The organism is Pseudomonas sp. PL-6, from assembly GCF_054110165.1.
In genome coordinates, this window is the sequence record NZ_CM134189.1 from 1,470,514 (window position 1) to 1,490,154 (window position 19,641).

At 63.4% G+C, this 19,641-nt stretch carries 16 protein-coding genes, 1 tRNA gene, 1 pseudogene and 1 riboswitch; of the genes and pseudogenes, 2 read left to right on the forward strand and 16 right to left on the reverse strand.

Annotation, left to right across the window (positions count from 1 at the left end):
* Positions 1-8: 8 nt before the first annotated feature.
* Positions 9-1,373 (forward strand): DUF1329 domain-containing protein, encoded by a 1,365-nt coding sequence (locus tag ACW9UL_RS06760; protein WP_457789668.1) that lies wholly within the window; start codon positions 9-11, stop codon positions 1,371-1,373.
* Between the two features lie 371 nt (positions 1,374-1,744).
* Positions 1,745-2,797 carry a hypothetical protein gene (locus tag ACW9UL_RS06765; protein WP_457789670.1) on the forward strand — a complete coding sequence of 351 codons (1,053 nt, stop codon included), beginning with the start codon at positions 1,745-1,747 and terminating at the stop codon, positions 2,795-2,797.
* Positions 2,798-3,111: 314 nt separating this feature from the next.
* Here ACW9UL_RS06765 and ACW9UL_RS06770 read toward each other — a convergent pair whose 3' ends face one another.
* From ACW9UL_RS06770 to ACW9UL_RS06845, 16 genes and pseudogenes are all read right to left on the reverse strand, one after another.
* Positions 3,112-3,690, reverse strand: a complete 579-nt coding sequence (locus ACW9UL_RS06770; protein ID WP_457789672.1) for a c-type cytochrome — start codon at positions 3,688-3,690, stop codon at positions 3,112-3,114.
* Positions 3,691-3,788: 98 nt separating this feature from the next.
* Positions 3,789-5,270, reverse strand: coding sequence for a flavin monoamine oxidase family protein (locus ACW9UL_RS06775; protein ID WP_457789674.1), 1,482 nt, complete (start codon positions 5,268-5,270; stop codon positions 3,789-3,791).
* 336 nt (positions 5,271-5,606) lie between these two features.
* Complete coding sequence (locus ACW9UL_RS06780; RefSeq protein WP_457789676.1) at positions 5,607-6,698, reverse strand: extracellular solute-binding protein; 1,092 nt, start codon at positions 6,696-6,698, stop codon at positions 5,607-5,609.
* A 263-nt stretch (positions 6,699-6,961) separates the two neighbouring features.
* On the reverse strand, positions 6,962-7,675 hold the full coding sequence (locus tag ACW9UL_RS06785) for a TetR/AcrR family transcriptional regulator (RefSeq protein ID WP_457789678.1): 714 nt from the start codon (positions 7,673-7,675) through the stop codon (positions 6,962-6,964).
* Between the two features lie 184 nt (positions 7,676-7,859).
* Positions 7,860-8,156: an EthD family reductase gene (locus ACW9UL_RS06790; RefSeq protein ID WP_457789680.1), complete on the reverse strand. Its 297-nt coding sequence runs from the start codon at positions 8,154-8,156 to the stop codon at positions 7,860-7,862.
* A gap of 61 nt (positions 8,157-8,217) precedes the next feature.
* Positions 8,218-8,634, reverse strand: a complete 417-nt coding sequence (locus tag ACW9UL_RS06795) for a RidA family protein (protein ID WP_457789682.1) — start codon at positions 8,632-8,634, stop codon at positions 8,218-8,220.
* A 14-nt stretch (positions 8,635-8,648) separates the two neighbouring features.
* A complete protein-coding gene (locus tag ACW9UL_RS06800; protein WP_457789684.1) occupies positions 8,649-9,482 on the reverse strand; it encodes a phytanoyl-CoA dioxygenase family protein in 834 nt (277 codons plus the stop codon).
* 457 nt (positions 9,483-9,939) lie between these two features.
* Positions 9,940-10,013 (reverse strand) — tRNA-Gly (locus ACW9UL_RS06805).
* An 85-nt stretch (positions 10,014-10,098) separates the two neighbouring features.
* The gene (locus ACW9UL_RS06810) at positions 10,099-10,986 is read right to left on the reverse strand and encodes an alpha/beta fold hydrolase (RefSeq protein ID WP_021442977.1); all 888 of its coding nucleotides are present in this window, start codon (positions 10,984-10,986) and stop codon (positions 10,099-10,101) included.
* 403 nt (positions 10,987-11,389) lie between these two features.
* Positions 11,390-12,082 (reverse strand): pseudouridine synthase, encoded by a 693-nt coding sequence (locus ACW9UL_RS06815; RefSeq protein WP_457789686.1) that lies wholly within the window; start codon positions 12,080-12,082, stop codon positions 11,390-11,392.
* 3 nt (positions 12,083-12,085) lie between these two features.
* Positions 12,086-12,307, reverse strand: coding sequence for a cysteine-rich CWC family protein (locus tag ACW9UL_RS06820; protein ID WP_457789688.1), 222 nt, complete (start codon positions 12,305-12,307; stop codon positions 12,086-12,088).
* 59 nt (positions 12,308-12,366) lie between these two features.
* Positions 12,367-12,606: pseudogene (locus ACW9UL_RS06825) on the reverse strand (GGDEF domain-containing protein); the annotation flags it as partial.
* 151 nt (positions 12,607-12,757) lie between these two features.
* Positions 12,758-16,408, reverse strand: a complete 3,651-nt coding sequence (gene uca / locus ACW9UL_RS06830; RefSeq protein WP_457789690.1) for an urea carboxylase — start codon at positions 16,406-16,408, stop codon at positions 12,758-12,760.
* A gap of 211 nt (positions 16,409-16,619) precedes the next feature.
* Entirely contained in the window at positions 16,620-17,270 is a 651-nt protein-coding gene (locus tag ACW9UL_RS06835) for an urea amidolyase associated protein UAAP2 (protein ID WP_457789692.1), read from the reverse strand.
* Positions 17,271-17,356: 86 nt separating this feature from the next.
* Complete coding sequence (locus ACW9UL_RS06840) at positions 17,357-18,085, reverse strand: urea amidolyase associated protein UAAP1 (RefSeq protein ID WP_457789694.1); 729 nt, start codon at positions 18,083-18,085, stop codon at positions 17,357-17,359.
* An 83-nt stretch (positions 18,086-18,168) separates the two neighbouring features.
* Positions 18,169-19,236 (reverse strand): putative urea ABC transporter substrate-binding protein, encoded by a 1,068-nt coding sequence (locus tag ACW9UL_RS06845; protein WP_457789696.1) that lies wholly within the window; start codon positions 19,234-19,236, stop codon positions 18,169-18,171.
* Positions 19,237-19,304: 68 nt separating this feature from the next.
* Positions 19,305-19,404: riboswitch (guanidine-I (ykkC/yxkD leader) on the reverse strand.
* Between the last annotated feature and the right edge of the window lie 237 nt (positions 19,405-19,641).

A 19,641-nucleotide genomic window follows, 5' to 3' on the forward strand; every position in this document is an offset into this window, starting at 1 on the left:
CCCTGCACATGAAAAAGACAGTCATCCTGAGCTATTCGCTGGCGCTGAACCTTGGCCTGGCCGGCGCCGCCTTTGCCGCGGTCAGTGCCGAGCAGGCCAGCCAGCTTGGCGCCGCACTAACGCCGCTGGGGGCCGAAATGGCCGGCAATGCCGCCGGCACCATTCCCGTCTGGACCGGCGGCCTCGCCATGGACGCAGGCAGTCGGGACGCCGCCGGCTTTCTCAGCAACCCCTTCGCCGACGAGCAGCCACTGTTCGTCATCACGGCGCAGAACCTGGCGCAGTACCAGGACAACCTCACGCCCGGCCAGCTGGCCATGTTCAAGCGCTACCCCGGCACCTACCAGCTACCCGTCTATCCCAGCCACCGCAGTGCCAATGCCCCCGATTTCGTCTACCAGGCCGCCAAGGTGAACGCGACCAAAACCACCATGGTCGAGGGAGGCAATGGCCTGGCCGAGTTCTCCACGGCCATACCTTTCCCGATTCCGCAGAATGGCTTGGAAGTGGTGTGGAACCATCTCACCCGTTACCGAGGTGGCAGCGTAAAGCGCAGCCATGTGCAGGCCGTGCCGCTGGCCAACGGCAGCTTCGTGCCGGTGCACTTCAAGGATCAATTCACCTTCCGCGATCGCATCGCCGGCTTCGATCCGGCCAACCCCGGCAACGTCCTGTTCTACTACAAGCAGTTGGTCACCGCCCCATCGCGCTTGTCCGGTGACGTCCTGCTGGTGCACGAGACGCTCAACCAGGTCAAGGAACCGCGTCTGGCCTGGCTGTACAACGCCGGACAGCGTCGCGTACGCCGCGCTCCGCAGGTCTCCTACGACGGACCCTATCCGGCCTCCGAAGGCCAGCGCGTCGCCGACAACCAGGACATGTTCAACGGGGCGCCGGACCGTTACGACTGGAAACTGGTCGGCAAGCGCGAGATCTACATCCCCTACAACAGCTACCGACTCGACGGGGCGGATCTCAAGTACGCAGATATCGTCAAGCCCGGGCATATCAACCCGGAGCTGACCCGCTACGAGCTGCACCGGGTCTGGCAGGTCGAGGCAACCCTCAAGCCGGGCGAGCGACACATCTACGCCAAGCGGGTTTTCTTCGTCGACGAAGACAGCTGGCAGATTGCCCTGGCCGATCACTACGACGCACGCGGCACCCTCTGGCGCGTTGCCGAAGGTCACCTCTCGCCGATGTACGACCTGCAGATCCCCTGGCTCGGCACCGAGGCGCTGTATGACCTGATCAATGGCCGCTACATAGTGTCCGGCATGCACAACGAGGAGAAGGAGCCGCTGCAGTTCGGCTTCAGCTCAAGCGCTGCCGAGTACACCGCTGCCGCGCTGCGCAGCTCTGGCATTCGCTGATGACTACTCCATAGTGGGCCACAAGCCTGCTCCTTTTGCCGCCCTTCGGGGCGGTTTTTTTTGAGCTCGATTTTTGTCCGTGGGGGGAGGGTCGGATCTGTTGGGCGTTACTGGTCGTGGCGGGCCGGAATGGAGCCAAGCCGGCCAGTTGCGATAGGCAACAACCGGCCAATAGCTGCCTGTCGTAACTGGCCGCAATCGACCTGGAGAAGACGATTGAGGAAGAAAAAATCCTTCCTCATTGAGCCTGGCTCCATCCCATACCGCCTGCATTTGCATTGGCGAAGAACCTAGCCATACTTGCCACTGTATCGCCATCACGGCGTTCCCCAGTGGAATGTCTACAACCTTGCCAATTCAAGGACGAAGCCATGAACTCCACCCCGTTCTCGCTGCTTGTTTCATGCATGCTGCTGACTGGTTGCAACCATTTCACTTATTATAAGGAACTGGAGGCTGACAAACGCCTAGCAATCGTTACAGAAAAGCAAGAGTTCGCAGGAGGCAAGGAGTTCACGCGTAAAATTACTTGCTCTGAGCCTAGCCCAGATGCCTTAACTGCTCTAGCAGCTAGTTTGAGCGGAGAAACTAAAGCGGGAGTAAACATCGCCGCTGCATACTCTGAAAATGCGGCAAGCATTGGCTTGAGAACCCAATCTATACAGCTTTTACGCGATCAGCTTTACAGTATTTGCCAAGCATATGCAAACCAAGGCCTCTCTTCCTATACCTACCAGACTCTCCTGGCTAAGAATCAGCAGAATACAATTGCTTTGATGGCAATAGAGCAGTTGACTGGTGTATTGAAAGCGCCGAGTGTCAAGTTAACAACTGCCGCAGATTCATATTCGTCAAGCTTGGTCAAAAAACAGCAACAGATAACGGAGATGGAGTCAGATCTTTCGGCAATTGAAGGCAAGGACCCTGATAAAGAAAAGGAGCTGAAGGATACTATTGTTGCTTTAAAGAAAGATCTGAAAGAATCGCAGCGAGGAAATGCAAAAGCTGAAGGCGATGTAGTGGTTGAGGAAGAACAGTCCTCACAGCCGACTGGGCTTACAGAAAAAAATGTTGAGACAATAACCGAAGCGATTCTCGACTTGGTAGAACTCACCAATAGCAGCACTGAAAGCGTAAATACAATGTTCGTTTGCACTGATATTCTTCAGACATCCTCGTTCAGGGGCAAAGCTGAAAACGTTTCTAGTGGAGCCTCAGCGCAACAAACTTACACTCCGCTAGAGAAAGCATGTGAAAGCTATGTCAGCCAACGGCTCAGTACCGAGATTTCAAAGCTCGAGCTTGAAACGAGGGTTTTTTCAAGCGCGAGCCCTGCACGCCTTTTAACTTCACCAGACAGCCGAAAGGAACTGACAAAGGCAATAGAAGCAATCAATGTAGCTCCGCAACAGGCCACTCCATAAGTAGAGTATGTAAGCGAACTGGATTCACATTTTGTAGGCGGTATTCATCTGGCAGCAAAGGCAATTTCTGCCGGTGGCGAGGGCTGCATTGGGTCTATTTCAGCCGGTTCCAACAGGCAGCTTTTGGCCGTTCTCTGCCCAGTACCACTGGCAGCACTAGAGCGAGCGTTGTGTATGCGTCCGGCTGTCCGAAGCTCACTTGGGGCACGCAAAGGTTGGCTCCACTGCCATCGGTCATTCAGCAGACTGAGTCGAGCGATGACGGCAAAGAGGCGAGGCAGTGTGGGCGTCCATGCCCACCGATCTGGCGACAGCTACTGGTTGGCCTGGGATGATGCTGGCACTTGGCCGGCCAGGAAGTGAGCCGTGGCCCTGATTTCCTCTGCCGATAGCGTGCTGGCCATGGCGTTCATGGCCTGGGTCGGATCCTTGCGCTGGCCATGCTTGAAGGCGTTGAGCTGGTCGATCAGATAGCCTTCGCCCTGGCCGGCGAGGCGCGGGCCGAGGGGGCCGCCGGCCAGGCCTTCGCCATGGCAGGTTGCACAGCCCTTGGCGGTGATCGTGGCTTGCCCGCTTTGCGCGAGGGCGGAGTCGTCGGCGGGCGTCTCGGTCCTTTGCGCCGTCTGGCGGGCGAAGTAGGCCGCCAGGGACTGGATCTGCTGGTCGCTCAGGCTCGCGGCGAGCGGGCTCATCTGCGGGCTGTGCCTGCGGCCTTCGGCGAAGGCGTGCAACTGGGCCTCGATATAGGCGGCGGGCAGGCCGGCCAGGGAGGCGTACTGGGCGTTGCTGGACTGGCCTCTTTCGCCATGGCACAGGGCGCAGCTGTCCTGAAGTTGCGGCCAGGCGCCGCCGTCGGCTTGGTAGTCCGCATAGTGTTGGTCGAGGGCCTCCATAAAGCGGTATCCCACGACTATTTCCGGGCCATAGATCGCGCTCGATACTGCCAGGGCGGCCGTCGCCACGACTGCGCCTATCACTAATGCTCGTTTCATCAGGCGCTCCTCCGACGTTGCAGCAGCGCCTGGAGGGTTTCCAGCGCCGCCCGGTGGCCGGAGCGAACCGCGCCGTCCATCGAACTGGCCCAGATTTCGGCCGTTTCGGTGCCCGACCAGATCAGCCGGCCAACCGCGGGTTTCAGGTACTGGCCCCATTGGGTCAGGAAGCCGGGCGGTATGGATGCGACGCAGGTCAGCGTCCAGGGATCGACCTTGCCCCAGTCATGGTCGTGAAACTGAGTGGGATGCAGCGCCTCGTCGCCCAAGGCTTGGGCATAGATCTCCGCGAGGATGGTCTCTGCGCGCTGGCCGTCCTGGGGCAGCTGACCCGCTCGGACGAAGGCGCTGAGAACGCCGACGCTGCCATCCGGCGGCGAGTTGTCGTAGGACAGGATCAACGGCCCGCTGGCTTGGGTGACCTGGCCGTTCAGGCCTTGGTCGCGCCAGAACGGACGCTCATAGACATGCACCGTCTTGCGCATGGGCGCGTGGGACGGCCACAGCCGTTGCAACTGCGCACGGCCTTCGGGCAGCGGCGGCTCGAAGCTGATCTGGTTGCACAGGGACGGGGGCAGGGCGGCGATGATCTGGCGGGCGCGGATGATGCCCTGATCGGTATGCAATTCGACGATCTCCCGGTCCCAGCCGACGATCTTGCGCACGGGGCACGCCAGCTTGACCCGGTCGCCCAAGGCCTCCGCCATCTTCAAACAAAGGACCTGGGAACCGCCAACGAAGCGGGTTTCCTGGGCTCCGCCCTTGAAGCCCTCGAGCTTCACCATGTCGCAGTCGGAGGAGTTGATCAGCGACAGGTAGTGCAGCAGTGCCAGGTTCGAGGGCGGGGTGCCGGTGGTCAGCCCAATGGACGTATCGAAGCTGAGTTTTTCTTCGTTGCTGATGCCCTGTTGCGCCAGCCACTGGCCGACCGAGAGCCTGTCGAGCGTTGCGGCATCCGCTGCCGTCCACGGTGCCTTGCTGGGTACGCCCCGCGCCAGTTCGTTCAGCTTGTCGACGATTGGACTGTGGGCGGCCTGAGTCACGTCCTCTGCGTATTTGGCTGTGCCTGCCAGGTAGACGTTCTTGCCCTGGTAATAGGTCGGGAAGGTGTCGACCCCGAGTTCGCGCGCCAGGTCGAAGATGGCGGTCTGCCCGGGGCCGATCCATTGGCCGCCGGCTTCCGAGACGACGCCGTTGCCCAGATCATGGTTATAGGTGCGCCCACCGACGCGGTCCCGCGCCTCCAGCACGACGAAGGCCTCGCAGCCGGCGCGTTGCAGGTCCCGCGCCGCGGTCAGGCCGGCCAGGCCGGCGCCGATGATCGCGACGTCCAGCACATCATCGTCGGGGCGTGTCGCCGTCTGCGCCATAGCCCGCCCGCTGAGCGCCAGGCCACCGATCAAGGTCGCGCCGCCGATGGCCTGCAGCAGCAAGCGTCGCTGGCGCTCGGGGGGCGACAGTTCCTCGTTGTCTGAAATCATCTTCGCCTCTGTCATGCTGGTTTTTATAATTAACAAAACGTATGTTACGAAAATACATCGAAATCGAGCCGGCGCCAAGAGGAAACGAGCGGCGTTCATGAGGGGCAAGGGCAGGGCTCGAGTGCTCAGGTTGCTGCGCGTCGATGCGGGCGGGTAGCGCAGGCGGGGTCAGGCGTCTGGTGACGCGATTGGTGGCAGTCGGGGCGGGCGCCGGCATGCTTCTGAGCCGATGGCGTCGCTCGCCCCGATTCTGGCGAGGCCACCGCCGTTAAGGGGCTGCGTCGACAGTCGCAGCCCTGAGTGCGATCTGGAGCACCGCCAGCCCCGGCTCGCGGCTCAGTCCTGGTGGTCGGCGCCCGGCTCGGCCCACGCCGCTTCGATGGTGCGCCGCTCGTCATCGGACAGCGGCTGCCCGAGGTACAGGCGCCGCCGCTCATCCTGGGTTGGCACGGCCAGCTCCGGCAGCAGACGCCGATTGCCGTCCCGATCCAGATCCAGGCTGGGCAGGAAGTGGCTTGCCCTGGCATTGCGCACCGCGTTTTCCGGTTTCAGCATGAAATCGATGAAGCGGTACGCCGCCGGCACGTTGCTGGCATTGCCGGGAATAGCCAGGCTGTCGATGAACTGCAGGCTGCCCTCTTGCGGAATGCTGAAGCGCAGCTCACCGCTCTGATTGGCCAGCGAAGCGAGCCCGCTCCAAGCCATTGCGGCGCATACCTTACTGTCGGCCAGCTGCGAGACGAAGGCGGTAAATGGCTGCGGGCTGTCCGCCAGCTTCAGGCTGCGGAGCTCGTGAACGGCCTTGTTGATGCTGCGAGCGCTGCTGGTTTTCAGGTTCCTGCCTCTGTAGGTCAGATAGAGGAAAAGGCTGTGTTCCCGTTCGTTCTGCAGCATCACGCCACAGGACCTGAGCTTGTCGACATGGGACGGATCGAACAAGACGCTCCAGCTGTTGGGGACAGCGGCCTGCAATGCCCGGGAGGCTTCACGCTCGTGGACGACCAGGCCGACCGTACCCCACATGTACGGAATGGCGTACAGATCCGCATTGATTCTGGAATTGAGCCTGAGCAGCAGTTCGCGACTGACCTCTTGGCGATTCGGCAGCTCGCGGAAATCGAGCGGGGCCAATCGGTTCTCTTTGATCAAGCGTTCGAGCTGAAGATCGGAGGGGACAATCACGTCGAAGCGTTCGCCCGAGTCCAGATCGTTCTCCAGCTGGGCTGCGCTCGTGTAGGTGGAGTAGTCGACCTGAATGCCGGTCTCGCGCTCGAAGTCTTGCACGACGGCCGGATCGATATAGTCGGCCCAGTTGTGCACCCGCACGACTTCCTGCGCGACCGCCTGGGTCGAAAGGGCTGTCAATGCAAGAACCAGCAGCGTCTTGACGTTCAGGGACGGCGACTGCGTTTTCCTTTCTGCTCTCACCTCGGCCTCCGACAGATGTTTTATTTATTATTTCATCTGTTATGTAAAATACAGCACTCCTCGCAGTCATGCAAAGCGTTATCCGCGCATGCCTCCGCGCCGTGGGATGGGCCTGAGCCTGCCGTAGATCTTGATCAGGGTTCGTGCGCGATCCTCACGAGTCGTCGGCTCATGGGGCGGAGGCTTTGTGGTTTGCTAGGAGGGTTCACAGCAAGAGACCGGGGCGATCCCTGGTCTCCTGGGTGGGTACCGCTGGTTGCGTGTTACTTGGCCGAGGCCTTAGCGGCGGATGGCTTGCGTGCGGGGGCGGGCTTGGGCGGCGCGATCATGGTGATCAGGGCGTTGAGCAAGGCCTGACCGCGTTCCGCGCTAAATCGCTCAGGCTCGATCGGCATCAACATCATCCAGCCATCGCTGATGGCGCTGACCTGGTCGGCGAGCAGGTCGGCGGCGATATCGGTCCGAATCAGGCCCTGGCTTTGACCTTTCTCCAGGACCGCGGTGAAGACCTGGCGGAAGCGCGCATAGCGCTGCTTGATGACGCTGGCGAACGCGGGTTCATGGCGTGCGTGGGCCAACAACTGCAACCAGGCGAGCCAGCCATTCGGCTCGTCTCCGCCCATCGAGTCGAGCCACTGGCCAACGAGCCCCTTGATGTCGACCCGCTCCTGGTTGACCTCCAGCAGGGTGTCGATCTCATCGAACAGGTTCTGAGCGACGGCGGTGATCATTTCCTCTTTGTTGGCAAAGTAGTAGGTCACGGCGCCTGTGGTGCAGCCGGCCTGTTGTGCCACCTTGCGCATCGAGGCACCGGCATAGCCCTCCTGCGCAATCACCCTGAGGGCAGCATTGAGCAGTTCGGCGCGCTTGGCATTGTGATCTCCCACCGGGCGTCCACGGCGCGCCGCGGGTTCCGATTCGCTCTTGCGCGCTTTACGGTTGCTGGGCGGGGAGGCGGGCAGTTGTGAGTTGGACATAGGCAGATGGGGGCCGAGTTGAGTCGTTGATCCATGGCAGGGAAGCGTCGCACCGGCGCCAGCATAGGGAAATTGCCTGCAGAAAGCACCTTCGCCGCTTCGCGGAAGATGGCGCCTCGGCTGGCGAGGCAGCGAGCCCGCCCTGATCGGGCGGGCCTAAGCGTCGCAACGCTTTTGCGGCTGGTCAGTCGTTGGCGCGGAAGATCAGCGGAGCGATGTTGGTGAAGTTCGTCACGTCGCCGATGACCTTGGCAGTCGTGGGTGAGCTGAGCGCGGCATCAATACTGGCCTGATCTTTGAAGCGCAGAATGACCAGGCCCGCGAGGGGCTGCGGGCCAGCCGCTGGAAAGAGAATTTCAGCCGATTGCAGTCCGAACTCACCCCAGGCGGCCTGGGCAATAGGGATATGGGTGGACAGATAGTAGTCACGGTCGAAGGTCGAGCCTTCGGCCAGGGGGTAGCTGACGATCAGGGTGGCCATGAGTAGTTCCTTGTTTTGGGTGATGTAACGGGGCGCACGAGGCGCTGGGGTTGAGCTGTGATCAGGCGCTGGCGCAACCTGCGACCGCGACTGCGCGAATTTCTACGCGCAAGCCAGGCAGGGCCAGTTCCGTGGTGCCCACCGCCGTCCAGGATGGGTAGCGGTCGGGGAAATACTGATCCTTGACCCGGGCGAAGGCCTGCATGTCGGCTTGCAGGGCGGTATGGAAGGTCATCAGCTCGACGACGTCGGCCAGGCTGGCACCAGCCGCTTCGAGTATGGTCTTCAGGGCCTGGAACGCCAGGTGGGCCTGCTCCTCGATATCCTTGCCGGGAGTCATATTGGCGTCGATGCCGACCTGGCCGGAGACCCAGATCGTGTCCCCTACGCGTGTCGCCTGGGAGTAGTGGAAGTTGTCGTAGAACACCTGGGTGTGGGGCGGGTTGATCAGCTGTCGCTTCGGGGTTTGGGCATTCATCGGCGGATCTCCGATCACACGAGCTGGCGGAAGGTGGGGTGGCGAAACGGGTCGCCCGGCTGCAGGTTCGACAGCTCTTCGGTAAACAGAATGCCCGCCCTCGGATAGCCCGAGTCGCTGTGCTCCGGCAGTGGGTGGAAAGTTGCGTCGTCGCCGAAGAAACGGAATACGAAGGTATGGCGATCCGGGAAATTCTGGTCGACAGGCGCGCCGCCATGCAGAGAGCCGGGGTGGATCAGCACCACATCGCCGGGTTCGGTGGCCCAGGAGAGGACGTCGTAGGCGTTGGGGTTCAGCTCGCGCTCGGCCTCGATGTCGGGCAGCCGGGGCAGGGTTCCACCACCATGCAGGGGCTGGGTCGGGTCGTTCGGATCGCGAAAGGTGGTGCCGTCAAAGCGAGGGCCGCGGTGCGAGCCACGAATGATCTCCAGCGCGTTCTGCTTGGGCACGGATTCGAAGCTGATCCAGGCGTTGCCCCAATGCTGACCGGCCCAGGGCAGGTAAGACGTGTCTTGGTGCCAAAGCGTACGCGCTCCATGACCGCCGGCCTTGAGGAACACTTCCTCGGCGAAATACCAGACATTTCTCGAACCCCAGAGGTCGGCGAACAACTGGCCGAAGGGCAGGGAGGCAACCAGTTCCTCTAGGCGTTCCTTCGCCAGCGGATTGGCGTTGTCGACGTGCGATTGCTGCACCGTCCCATCGAACATGCGGGTGGCATGGGGGCCATGGTTCTCCACCGACCAGTCGTAGGCCGCCCGGCACCGGGCCAGTTGCTCCTCGTTCAGCAGGCCTTTGATCAGGACGGCTCCGTCCTCCAGGAACGCGTTGCGCAGAGAGTCATGCATGGTGCTGTCTCCTCGGAGATTTCACTGAGCTGAGCAGCAGGCTATCAGCGAACCCTAATTAACGCAACAAGTGTTATTTTATGTTAGCGTAGAGCTGGCTTCGCGCGTATCGATGCGCGAAACCGCGGGCGTTGTGACGCTAGGCGAGAAGGCTGACGGCGCGTATATCGCTAAGGGATCGACGAAAACGATTGTGCTGTCGGGCAGGCGAAGAGATCGCCAGAAGGGACGGGGACTGATTGTCAAGCTACGCGAGGCGCGGGCAAACCAGTCATTCGGGATACTAGGGGGCGCTTCCGGGGAGACCAAGCCGCGACTGCTGGTTCGCTTCTGATCGGCCTGAAACCACCTCAGAAATCGATGGCGTCGATCAGGAAATGGGACTGGATACGTCCCCCAAAACGGCCCCCAACGCTGTAGATTTTCATCTTGATCAGGCTGTAGGCCGCGTGAATTCTGGAGCGGGCGAAGGGAATCGAACCCTCGTCATGAGCTTGGGAAGCTCAGGTAATGCCATTATACGACGCCCGCGGCGGGTGCCTTTATACCGGAACTCGGCGGGGAAATGAAGGGCGAACCGGTGCTGGTCGTGCATCCGGTTCGCCGTGGGGCCTGCTCATACGGCGATGGCCTGCAGCTCCTGCAGCCCGCCACGGCGTGGCAGCAGCAGGCGCTTGCTGGGGGCGTTGAAGAAGTCCAGCAGCACGCGTTGGGTCTGCAGCCAGGCGTCCTTGTGCTCCATGTCGAGGAAGTGGCCGGCGTCGTTGATCACGGCGAACTGGGCGTTATCGAGGTGATGGGCGAACAGGCAGGCGTCTTCCACCGAGGTGTATTCGTCGCGATCGCCGTTGACGAACAGCAGGGGGATGTCGATGGCCTGCAGGCATTCCTTGCGGCAGTGCGCTTCCAGGCTGAGCACCTGTTTGATATGGGCATACATCTGCCGGTACTCGTGCTCGTCGAGGGTGCTGACGTGCTTGTGGTTGAAGCGCTTGAACAGCGATGGCAGGTGCTTGCCGATGGTGCTGTTGACCAGCAGGGCGATGTTGTCGCGGTCCACCGCGCCGAGAAAGCGCAGGCCCTTGTGCAGGTAGTCGAGCATCGGCACGTTGAGGATCGGCGAGAAGGAGCAGATCGCCGCCTTCTCCAGGCTGGCCGGACGCTGTGCCAGGGCGAGCATGGAGGCGACGCCGCCCCAGGAGAAGGACATCAGGTAGTTGGCGCCATGGTGGTCGATCAGCTTGAGCAGGATCGCGGCTTCGTCTTCCTTGCTGATGGGCGTGAAGTCGCTGTTGAACGGCTTGGACTGACCGGCGTACGGCAGATCGAAGGCCACCACGTTGAACTGCGGCTGCAGGTATTTGATGGTCTGGGTGAAGGACGCCGTGGTCGCCAGGGAGCCGTTGACCAGGATGATCGTCTTGCTCGCTGCCGGGTTGCCGTAGAACTCCGTGTGAACCTTGTGCTTCCTGTTGATCTCGACGACTGCGGTTTGTGGCCTCATGTCGTTTCCTCCTGGCGCAAGTGTGACGAGGCGAGCGGTGGGCCGTTCGCAAGCTTTTGGGCAGTCAGATAAACGCCTGGACATGACAACCTAATGTCAGGCTGGAGGATTTTATAATTCTTTGATTTTCAATCAGTTAGGATCGAAACAGAGCGACTGCCCAAGCCTTTTAAAGGCCGGGAGCGAGGGCGGTGTTACCAGGCAGGAATCCAGTTCGCGCAGGGCGCAAGCAACCGATGGAACGCTTAGATGTCTGCTGTGACTCATTGGTCACGCCGAGACTTATGGTTCGATTTAAGCAGCGCCCTTGCAGCCATGCAAGAGCGAGTCACAGCTTTATCGCATATTGCTGCTGCCGTTGGTCGGTTAGCTTGCGAACGATTGCCGGCGTTGCCAGCGCCCCTCAAACGCTGGCGATTTCCGCGCTGGTCAGTGGACGGTATTGGCCGGGGGCAAGCGAGGGGTCGAGGTGGATCTCGCCCATGCTCTCGCGGTGCAGGGCGACGACCCGATTGCGGAAGTGGCCGAACATGCGCTTGACCTGATGGTAGCGGCCCTCGAACAGGGTCAGGCGAGCGCTGTGGCTGCCGAGCAGTTCGAGCCGGGCGGGCAGGGTGGTGAGGTCTTCATAGGCGAAGTACAGGCCGCGGGCGAAGACTTCGGCGTACTCGGCGGTGATCGGCTGTTCGGTGTCGACGAGGTAGACCTTGGGCTTGCGCTGCTGCGGCTGGGTGATGCGCCGCGACCAGCGCCCGTCGTTGGTGATCAGCAGCAGGCCGCTGGTATTCAGATCCAGGCGGCCGGCCAGGTGCAGGTCGTGTCTGTCCGGCTCGTCGAGCAGGTCGAGGACGGTGCGGTGTTCGTCGTGCTCGGTGGCACTGACCACGCCGACCGGCTTGTGCAGCATCCAGTAGCGCGCGCTACGTCCGGCTTGCAGCAGTTCGTCGTCCAGCTCGACGCGCTGGAAGTCGCGCACGTCGAAGCGCGGGTCGTGAATCACCGCGCCGTCCACCCGCAAACGCCCGGCGCTGATCAGCAGGCGGCTGTCCTGGCGGCTGAAACGGGGGAAGTTGCTGAGGAAGCGGTCGAGGCGCATGGCTCAGTCCTGCTCGCTGCGCCGGTCGCGCTCGGCGGCTTCGACCACACCCGCGCAGGCCGGGCACAGGCAGGCCTGGTCGCGCTGTTCGGGCGTCAGGCGCTCGAGCACAGCCGGGTCGATGCGGGCCGCGAAGCACCAGCAGGCCTGGATGTCCGGCGCGCCGTCGGCCAGGGCGCAAGCGTTGCCCTGGCCACAGAGCGGGCAGCGTTGTGTGGGGTTCACGGCGCGTCGTCCAGAGTGGCGGCGCAGACGCGGTTGCGCCCGCCCTGCTTGGTCTGGTTCAGCGCCCAGTCGCGCAGGAAGGTGTCGCGCGACATCATCGAGGCGATCTGGGTGGGGCGGATCAGGTCCTTCTGGATTTCCGAGTAGATGTTGTCCGAGGTCAGCGGCAGCTCGGTGTTGACGATGTTCTGCCGGATGCTCTCGCGCGAGGCGTAGTAGCTGGCCAGGCTGGTGGCAAGGAAGCCGCCCGGTAGGAGCTGGAGGGTGATCTGGGCCTTGCGCGAAGTGCTGAATGCCATGAGGTCGGGGCCTTGGAGACGTGGCGCAATGCTAGCGCGCTGCCGCAGGCGCGTCATCGGTGCCCGTGCGATTTGCGCTTGCGCGCCGGGGGGGGGGGGGGGGGGGGGGGGGGGGGGGGGGGGGGGGGGGGGTCACCGGCGGCCGCGATGCTCAGGCCTGTTCCAGCACCACCACGCGCTGCCCGGCGCGCACCGGCGAGCCGGGCTGCACGCGCACCTCGCGCACCGTGCCGGCCACCGGGGCGATGAGGGGAATTTCCATCTTCATCGACTCGAGGATCACCAGCACGTCGCCGGCCTCGACGCGCGCGCCTTCTGCCACCTGCACCTGCCACAGGTTGCCGGCGATATGGCTGTCGATGCCGTGCTGGCCCGCGCCGAGCGGCGCATCCTCGCCGAGTTCGGCGGCCACCTCCTCGACCTCGAAATGCGCCTGGCCCGATTCGATCCAGCGCTGGCGCTCGGCGTCGAAGGCCGCGCGCTGCTGCTGGCGGAAGGCGGCGATGCCCTCGGCCTCGCGGTCGAGGAAGGCCTGGTAGTCGGCCAGGTGCAGCTCGCTGTGTTCGATACGCAGCGGGTAGCGGCCGAGCGGAAAGTCGCGGCGGATGCGCAGCAGCTCTTCTGCCGATACCGGGTAGAAGCGGATCTGGTCGAAGAAGCGCAGCAGCCAGGGCTTGCCGTCGAAGGCCTCGACCTCGCGGTAGCGGTTCCACATCTGCAGGGTGCGGCCGACGAACTGGTAGCCGCCGGGGCCTTCCATGCCATACACGCACATATAGGCGCCGCCGATGCCCACCGAGTTCTCCGCGGTCCAGGTGCGCGCCGGGTTGTACTTGGTGGTGACCAGGCGATGGCGCGGGTCCAGCGGGGTGGCCACCGGCGCGCCGAGGTAGACGTCGCCCAGGCCCATCACCAGGTAGCTGGCGTCGAACACGGTGCGGTACACCTCGTCCAGATTCGGCAGGTCGTTGATGCGGCGGATGAACTCCAGGTTGCTCGGGCACCAGGGGGCGTCCTTGCGCACCGTGGTCATGTATTTCTCTATCGCCAGCTGGCAGGCCGGGTCATCCCAGGACAGTGGCAGGTGGACGATGCGCGACGGTACCTTGAGGTCCTTGGCCGCGCACACTGCGTCCCACTCGCCGGCGACTGTGTCGAGCAGCCGCTGCAGCGCCAGGGTTTCCGGCTGGTAGTGCACCTGCAGCGAGCGAATGCCTGGGGTGAGGTCGATCACGCCAGCGAGCTGCTTGGCCTCCAGCGCCTGCATCAGCGCGTGGCCACGAAAGCGCAGCACCAGGTCCAGCTCAGGCGCGCCGATTTCCAGCAGCAGGTGGGTGTCGCCAGACAGGCGTGCGACCAGTCGGGTGTCGCCTTCGCCGAGGTCCAGCACGATAGGGCTTTGGAGGGCCTTTGTGAGAGGGGCTGCAGCCGCGACCGAAGCGGCATCATCGTCGCGGCTAAAGCGGAGCGCCGCCCGGCCCCTCCCACCTAATTCGGCGTATTCGCGTGTGTTGGTCTGCGCCAGTTCCCGCGCCGTGGCGATATCCACCGGCACGAAGCGCACCTTGTCGCCGGCCTTGAGCTGCCCCAGCTGCCACAGGTCGGCCTCGATGATGGTCACCGGGCAGACGAAGCCGCCCAGGCTGGGGCCATCGGGCCCCAGAATCACCGGCATATCGCCGGTAAAGTCCACCGCGCCGATCGCATAGGGGTTGTCGTGGATATTCGAGGGATGCAGGCCGGCCTCGCCGCCGCTGTCGCGCACCCACTCGGGCTTGGGCCCGATCAGGCGCACACCGGTGCGGCTGGAGTTGAAGTGCACTTCCCAGTCGGTGGCGAGGAAGCGGTCGATATAGCGCTCGCTGAAGTATTCCGGCGCGCCGTGCGGGCCGTAGATCACCCGCAGTTCGCGTACGGCCGGCAGGTCGGGGCAGAGCTCGGCGGGCAGTTGTGCGCCGCTGCTGGTATCGGCGAGCGGCAGCAGGTGCAGCACGTCGCCGGCACGCAGGGCGCGGCCGCCATGGCCGCCGAACTGGCCGAGGGTAAAGGTGCTCTTGCTGCCTAGGTAATCCGGCACCTGCAGGCCGCCGCGCAGGGTCAGGTACGAGCGTGCGCCGCTACCGGCGATGGTGCCGAGGGCCAGGGTGCTGCCGGCTGCGATCGGCAGGGCGGTGTTCATTGGCTGTTCCACGCCATCGACGCTCAGCGGAATCTCGGCGCCAGTGACGGCGACCACGGCGTCGGTATTGAAGCGCAGCAGCGGGCCGCTCATGGTGATTTCCAGCGCAGCGGCGCCTTCTTCGTTGCCGAGCAGGCGGTTACCCAGGCGCAGGGCACGGCTGTCCATCGGCCCGGACGGCGGCACGCCAACGGCCCAGTAGCCGAGGCGGCCGGGGAAGTCCTGCACGCTGGTCTGGGTACCGGCGCTCAGTACCTCGAAGGTGCTGGCCTGGTAGACCAGATTCTCCAGGCAGCGCGTCCAGGGCTTGCCGCTGGCGAAGGGCGTATCGCCCAGGATCTGGCGCAGGTAGTCGCGGTTGCATTCCACGCCGTACAGCACGGAATCGCCAAGGGCTTTGTCCAGAGCGGCGCTGGCCTGCTCGCGGGTTGGCGCCCAGGTGATCAGCTTGGCGATCATCGGGTCGAAGTAGGGCGGAATCTCGCAGCCGGCCTCGACCCAGGTATCGATGCGCAGGGCCTTGCCGTCAGCGGGCGGGAATGCCACGGCGGTGAGCAGGCCGGGGCTGGGCTGAAAATCGCGGCCCGGGTCTTCGGCGTACAGGCGTGCCTGGATGGCATGGCCGCTGGGTTCGAGGGTTTTCGCCAGTTCGCTCAGCGGCGGCAGATCGCCGGCTGCCAGCTCGATCATCCAGCGCACCAGGTCGACGCCCCACACCTGTTCGGTGACGCCGTGCTCGACCTGCAGGCGAGTGTTCACTTCGAGGAAGTAGAAGCGCTCGGCCTCGCTGTCGTAGACGAACTCGACGGTGCCGGCGCTGCGGTAACTGACCGCCTTGGCCAGCTTGATCGCCGCCGCGCACAGCTCATCGGCCATGCCGGCGGGCAGGTTCGGTGCAGGGGTTTCTTCCACCACCTTCTGGTTGCGGCGCTGTACCGAGCAGTCGCGCACGCCGAAGGCGAGCACCTCGCCCTGGCCATCGCCGAATACCTGCACTTCCAGGTGGCGGGCGCGCTGGATGTACTTCTCGATAAATACGCCGCTGTCGCTGAAGTTGTTTTGCCCCAGGCGCTTGACCGCCTCGAAGGCTTCGCTGAGTTCTGCGGCCGAGCGGCAGACACGCATGCCGATGCCGCCACCTCCAGCGGTGCTTTTCAGCATCACCGGGTAGCCGACCTGTTCGCCGGCCTTGAGTGCAGCATCGAGGTTTTCCAGCAGCTCGGTACCTTCGAGCATCGGCACGCCGTGCTGCTTGGCCAGGGCGCGGGCGGTGTGCTTGAGGCCGAATACGCGCAGTTGCTCGGGCGTCGGGCCGACGAAGGCGATGCCGGCGGCTTCGCAGGCTTCGGCGAAGGCGGCGTTCTCGGAGAGAAAGCCGTAGCCGGGGTGAATGGCCTTGGCGCCGCTGCGTTTGGCGGCAGCGAGAATCTTGTCGACCACCAGGTAGGTCTGCGCAGCCGGGCCGTCGCCGAGGCAGAAGGCTTCATCTGCCTGCTGGATATGCAGGCTGGCGGCGTCGGCTTCGGCATACACGGCCACGCCGCTGGCATTCAGTTCACGCAGGGTGCGCAGGATGCGGCAGGCGATGGCGCCACGGTTGGCGATCAGGAGTTTGTCGAACATTCGAGGAGCCCTCGAAGGTGGCGGGCCGTCCCGCCGTCATTGGGTCTGCGCCACGGTCGTCCGTGGCGAAAAAATCGGGTGATGCGTATTGCTGTGTAGGAGCGGCCGGGCGGCGTTCCGCTTTAGCCGCGAACCAGCGGAGCCGGTGGATGTAGAAAGCGACATCCACCCTACGGGTTATCGCGGCTGAAGCCGCTCCTACGGGAAGTGATCAATCCCAAACCAGGACTTCAGCCGGGGTCGGGTTCCAGCCGTTGCACGGGTTGTTCAGTTGCGGGCAGTTGGAGATCAGCACGATCACGTCGGTCTCGGCCTTGAGCTCCACGTACTTGCCCGGCGCGGAGAGGCCGTCTTCGAAGGTCAGACCGCCCTCCGGCGTTACCGGAACGTTCATGAAGAAGTTGATGTTGGCGCCGAGGTCGCGCTTGCTCAGACGGCCGTCGTGCAGGCTGGCGCGCAGGAAGTTGTCGCGGCAGCTGTGCATATAGCGCTTCTCGAGTGCATACCTGACGGTGTTGCTCTCCTGCGCGCAGGCGCCGCCAAGGGTGTCGTGGCGGCCGCAGGTGTCGGCGACTATGGTCAGCAGCGGCTTGCCGAGGTTGGAGTAGAGCACCGTGCCGGTGGTCAGGTAGACCTTGTTCTGCTTGCGCAGGGTGCGCTGCGGGTCGAAGCGCTCGCGCGGGTTGCGCGCGGCGAAGAACAGGGTGTCGATCGCCTGGTTGCCTTCCAGATCATGCAGGCGCAGGGTCTGCCCGGCCTTGACCTCGAACAGGTAGGGCTCACCCGCCGGGATGGTGTGGCGGAAGCTGGCGGTTTCGGGATGCAGGTTGCTGGATGTCAGGTCGCTGGCAGTAAGGCTCATCGGACTGTCCTCGATAGCGTTTACTGGGCTCCCGCCTTCGCGGGAGTGACGAGGTCGGCGTCATCCCCGCGCAGGCGGGGACCCATTCAAATGTACTGGCGTTCGGTGTTGTGAAAGCCGCGGCCGTTTTCCGGGCGCGAGGTGCGGCAGAGCAGGGTGATGCCGTCGCTGGCGACCTCGCTCCAGCGCAGCTGCACCGGCTTGGGCGCGTACTGCGGGTTGGGGTCCAGTGGGTGCTGCAGGGCGGTGAGCACCACCAGGGTGTCCATCGGCGCATACAGCTCGATATGGTCGCCGGCCTTGGAATTGTTCGGCTGGAAGTGGAAGACACCCTCGGCGTCGACGTCCACGCGGCTGAACAGGTTGAGGTTCATCAGCAGGTCCTGCAGGTTGAGGTCCCACTTGCCCATTTCCACCAGCAGGTTGTCCATGCCGTTGCGGAAGAAGCCGTTGCGCAGTTCCTGGTAGCGGCCCTGACCGTATTTCTCCAGCACTTCCTCGGCATTCAGTACGCCGCCGAAGCTGTCGTGCCAACCGCAGGTGTCGGCGGTGATGGCGGCCAGCACCTTGCCCATGTCCGAGTACAGACAGTGGCCGGCGCTGAGCCTGGCGGTGTGTTGGCACTTGAGGGTATCGGGCAGGTTCAGTCGTTCGCTTTTCTCGGCGGCGTTGAACAGCAGCAGGCTGACGTTGGCGCCGCCTTCGAGGTCGGTGATGCGCAGCAGCTGGCCGCGCTTGAGCACGAAGGAGGTGTGGCCGCCGCCGGGTACGGTTTCCTCGTACAGGGTCGGGCGCAGGGTAAGGGCAGTGTTCATGGGGACCTCGGGATCAAAGCCTGGTCGTCAGGCGCCGGCAGTGGCGCCTGATTAGCGTTGCGATGTGGTTTAGGGCGTAGGCTTCAAAGCTTGCCGTCGACGGCCATTTGTATGTAGCTCGGGTCGAAACGCAGCTTGATGTTGGCGGCGTCGCCGGTGCTTACGCCGCCCGCGAAGGTCATGCCGATGGCGTCGGCGCTACGCGCGCCTTCGCCGAGGATGCCGTGCTCGAAGCTGAAGTTGGCGACCTTGGTCATGGTCTCCGGCAGAGCCGGGCTGGTGACGAAGTCCAGGGTTTCCTTGGGCGTGTAGAACAGCTTGGTGGTCGCCAGCTGGGCCTGGAAACCGGCCAGGTCGGTGCCGGAGGCCTTGGCCATTTCGGTCAGGGCGTCGGTGGCTTCGGGCGTTCCGGCCTGCATCAGTTCGAGAATCTCGAACCAGGCGCCGACCAGGGCTTTGCCGAAGTCCGGGTTGTCCTTCAGGGTCTGGGTGTTGACCACCATCATGTCGAGGATTTCACCGGGGATCTTCGAGGAGTCGAACACCTGGGTGCTGCCGGGCTGGGCGATGATCTCGGCGAGCATCGGGTTCCAGGTGGCGGCGGCCTGCACGCTGGGGGTGGAGTAGGCGGCGATGATGTCGGCGTCGGAAGTGTTCACCACGCTCACGTCGCGCTCGCTCATGCCTGCCGACTCCAGGGCGCGGGCGAGGAAGTAGTGAGAGACCGACAGCTCCACCAGGTTGACCTGCATGCCCTTGAGGTCGGCCAGGGTCTTGCCCTCGCCCTTGATCAGCAGGCCGTCGTTGCCGTTGGAGTAGTCGCCGACGATCAGCGCGGTGGAGTCCACACCACCGGCGGCGGGGATGGTCAGGGCGTCCATGTTGGTCATGGTGCAGCCGTCGAACTGGCCGACGCTGTACTGGTTGATCGATTCGACGTAGTCGTTGAGCTGCATGACATCGATCTCGATGCCGTATTTCTTCGCCCATTTGTCGATGATGCCGGAGGTGCTGGCCTGGCCCCAGGGCATCCAGCCGGCGTAGAGCGTCCAGCAGACGCTGAAGCTGTCTTTCTTCTCGGCATGGGCGCTGAAGCTGAGCAGCGCGGCCAGACCGGCAGCGGCGAAGGAGAGCAGACGGTACTTGCGCATTTGGAACCTCCAGTCTTGTTGAGTGCGGGCAGGAGTCGCGGCACGTTTCGAATGGTTCGAAAGGCGCGTTCTCCCGGGCTTTTATCCCGCCGTGTAACCTCACTGGAGGTCGATGACTCTCGGACCAGTCACCCGCCTGCGCGGATCGGAACCCTAGTCATCCATTTCGCAAATTGTGGTGCCGCGATTCCGGGAAACCCCGGTTAGAACCTGCACACTGAGGCTTTAGCGAATAGCGTGCCAGCTCGCCGAAGCCCGTGGCTGGGCGTTCTGGCGACGCTGCTTGCGGTTTGCGTGCTGCCTGATGGGGCCTGGGCGGTGTTCATTGCACCGTTCGGGGGCAATTCGGCTCGTGGCACCGCGCCTTGGCGGCATGATGGCGGTGGCATGGAAATCGCTATCGAC

Bases quoted from the DNA above. Each gene is read 5' to 3' on its own strand.
- ACW9UL_RS06775 (WP_457789674.1), bottom strand. From the start codon at position 5,270: ATGATTTCAGACAACGAGGAACTGTCGCCCCCCGAGCGCCAGCGACGC.
- ACW9UL_RS06800 (WP_457789684.1), bottom strand. From the start codon at position 9,482: ATGCATGACTCTCTGCGCAACGCGTTCCTGGAGGACGGAGCCGTCCTG.
- ACW9UL_RS06840 (WP_457789694.1), bottom strand. From the start codon at position 18,085: ATGAACACTGCCCTTACCCTGCGCCCGACCCTGTACGAGGAAACCGTA.
- uca (WP_457789690.1), bottom strand. From the start codon at position 16,408: ATGTTCGACAAACTCCTGATCGCCAACCGTGGCGCCATCGCCTGCCGC.
- ACW9UL_RS06815 (WP_457789686.1), bottom strand. From the start codon at position 12,082: ATGCGCCTCGACCGCTTCCTCAGCAACTTCCCCCGTTTCAGCCGCCAG.
- ACW9UL_RS06810 (WP_021442977.1), bottom strand. From the start codon at position 10,986: ATGAGGCCACAAACCGCAGTCGTCGAGATCAACAGGAAGCACAAGGTT.
- ACW9UL_RS06765 (WP_457789670.1), top strand. From the start codon at position 1,745: ATGAACTCCACCCCGTTCTCGCTGCTTGTTTCATGCATGCTGCTGACT.
- ACW9UL_RS06845 (WP_457789696.1), bottom strand. From the start codon at position 19,236: ATGCGCAAGTACCGTCTGCTCTCCTTCGCCGCTGCCGGTCTGGCCGCG.
- ACW9UL_RS06760 (WP_457789668.1), top strand. From the start codon at position 9: ATGAAAAAGACAGTCATCCTGAGCTATTCGCTGGCGCTGAACCTTGGC.
- ACW9UL_RS06770 (WP_457789672.1), bottom strand. From the start codon at position 3,690: ATGGAGGCCCTCGACCAACACTATGCGGACTACCAAGCCGACGGCGGC.
- ACW9UL_RS06795 (WP_457789682.1), bottom strand. From the start codon at position 8,634: ATGAATGCCCAAACCCCGAAGCGACAGCTGATCAACCCGCCCCACACC.
- ACW9UL_RS06790 (WP_457789680.1), bottom strand. From the start codon at position 8,156: ATGGCCACCCTGATCGTCAGCTACCCCCTGGCCGAAGGCTCGACCTTC.
- ACW9UL_RS06785 (WP_457789678.1), bottom strand. From the start codon at position 7,675: ATGTCCAACTCACAACTGCCCGCCTCCCCGCCCAGCAACCGTAAAGCG.
- ACW9UL_RS06835 (WP_457789692.1), bottom strand. From the start codon at position 17,270: ATGAGCCTTACTGCCAGCGACCTGACATCCAGCAACCTGCATCCCGAA.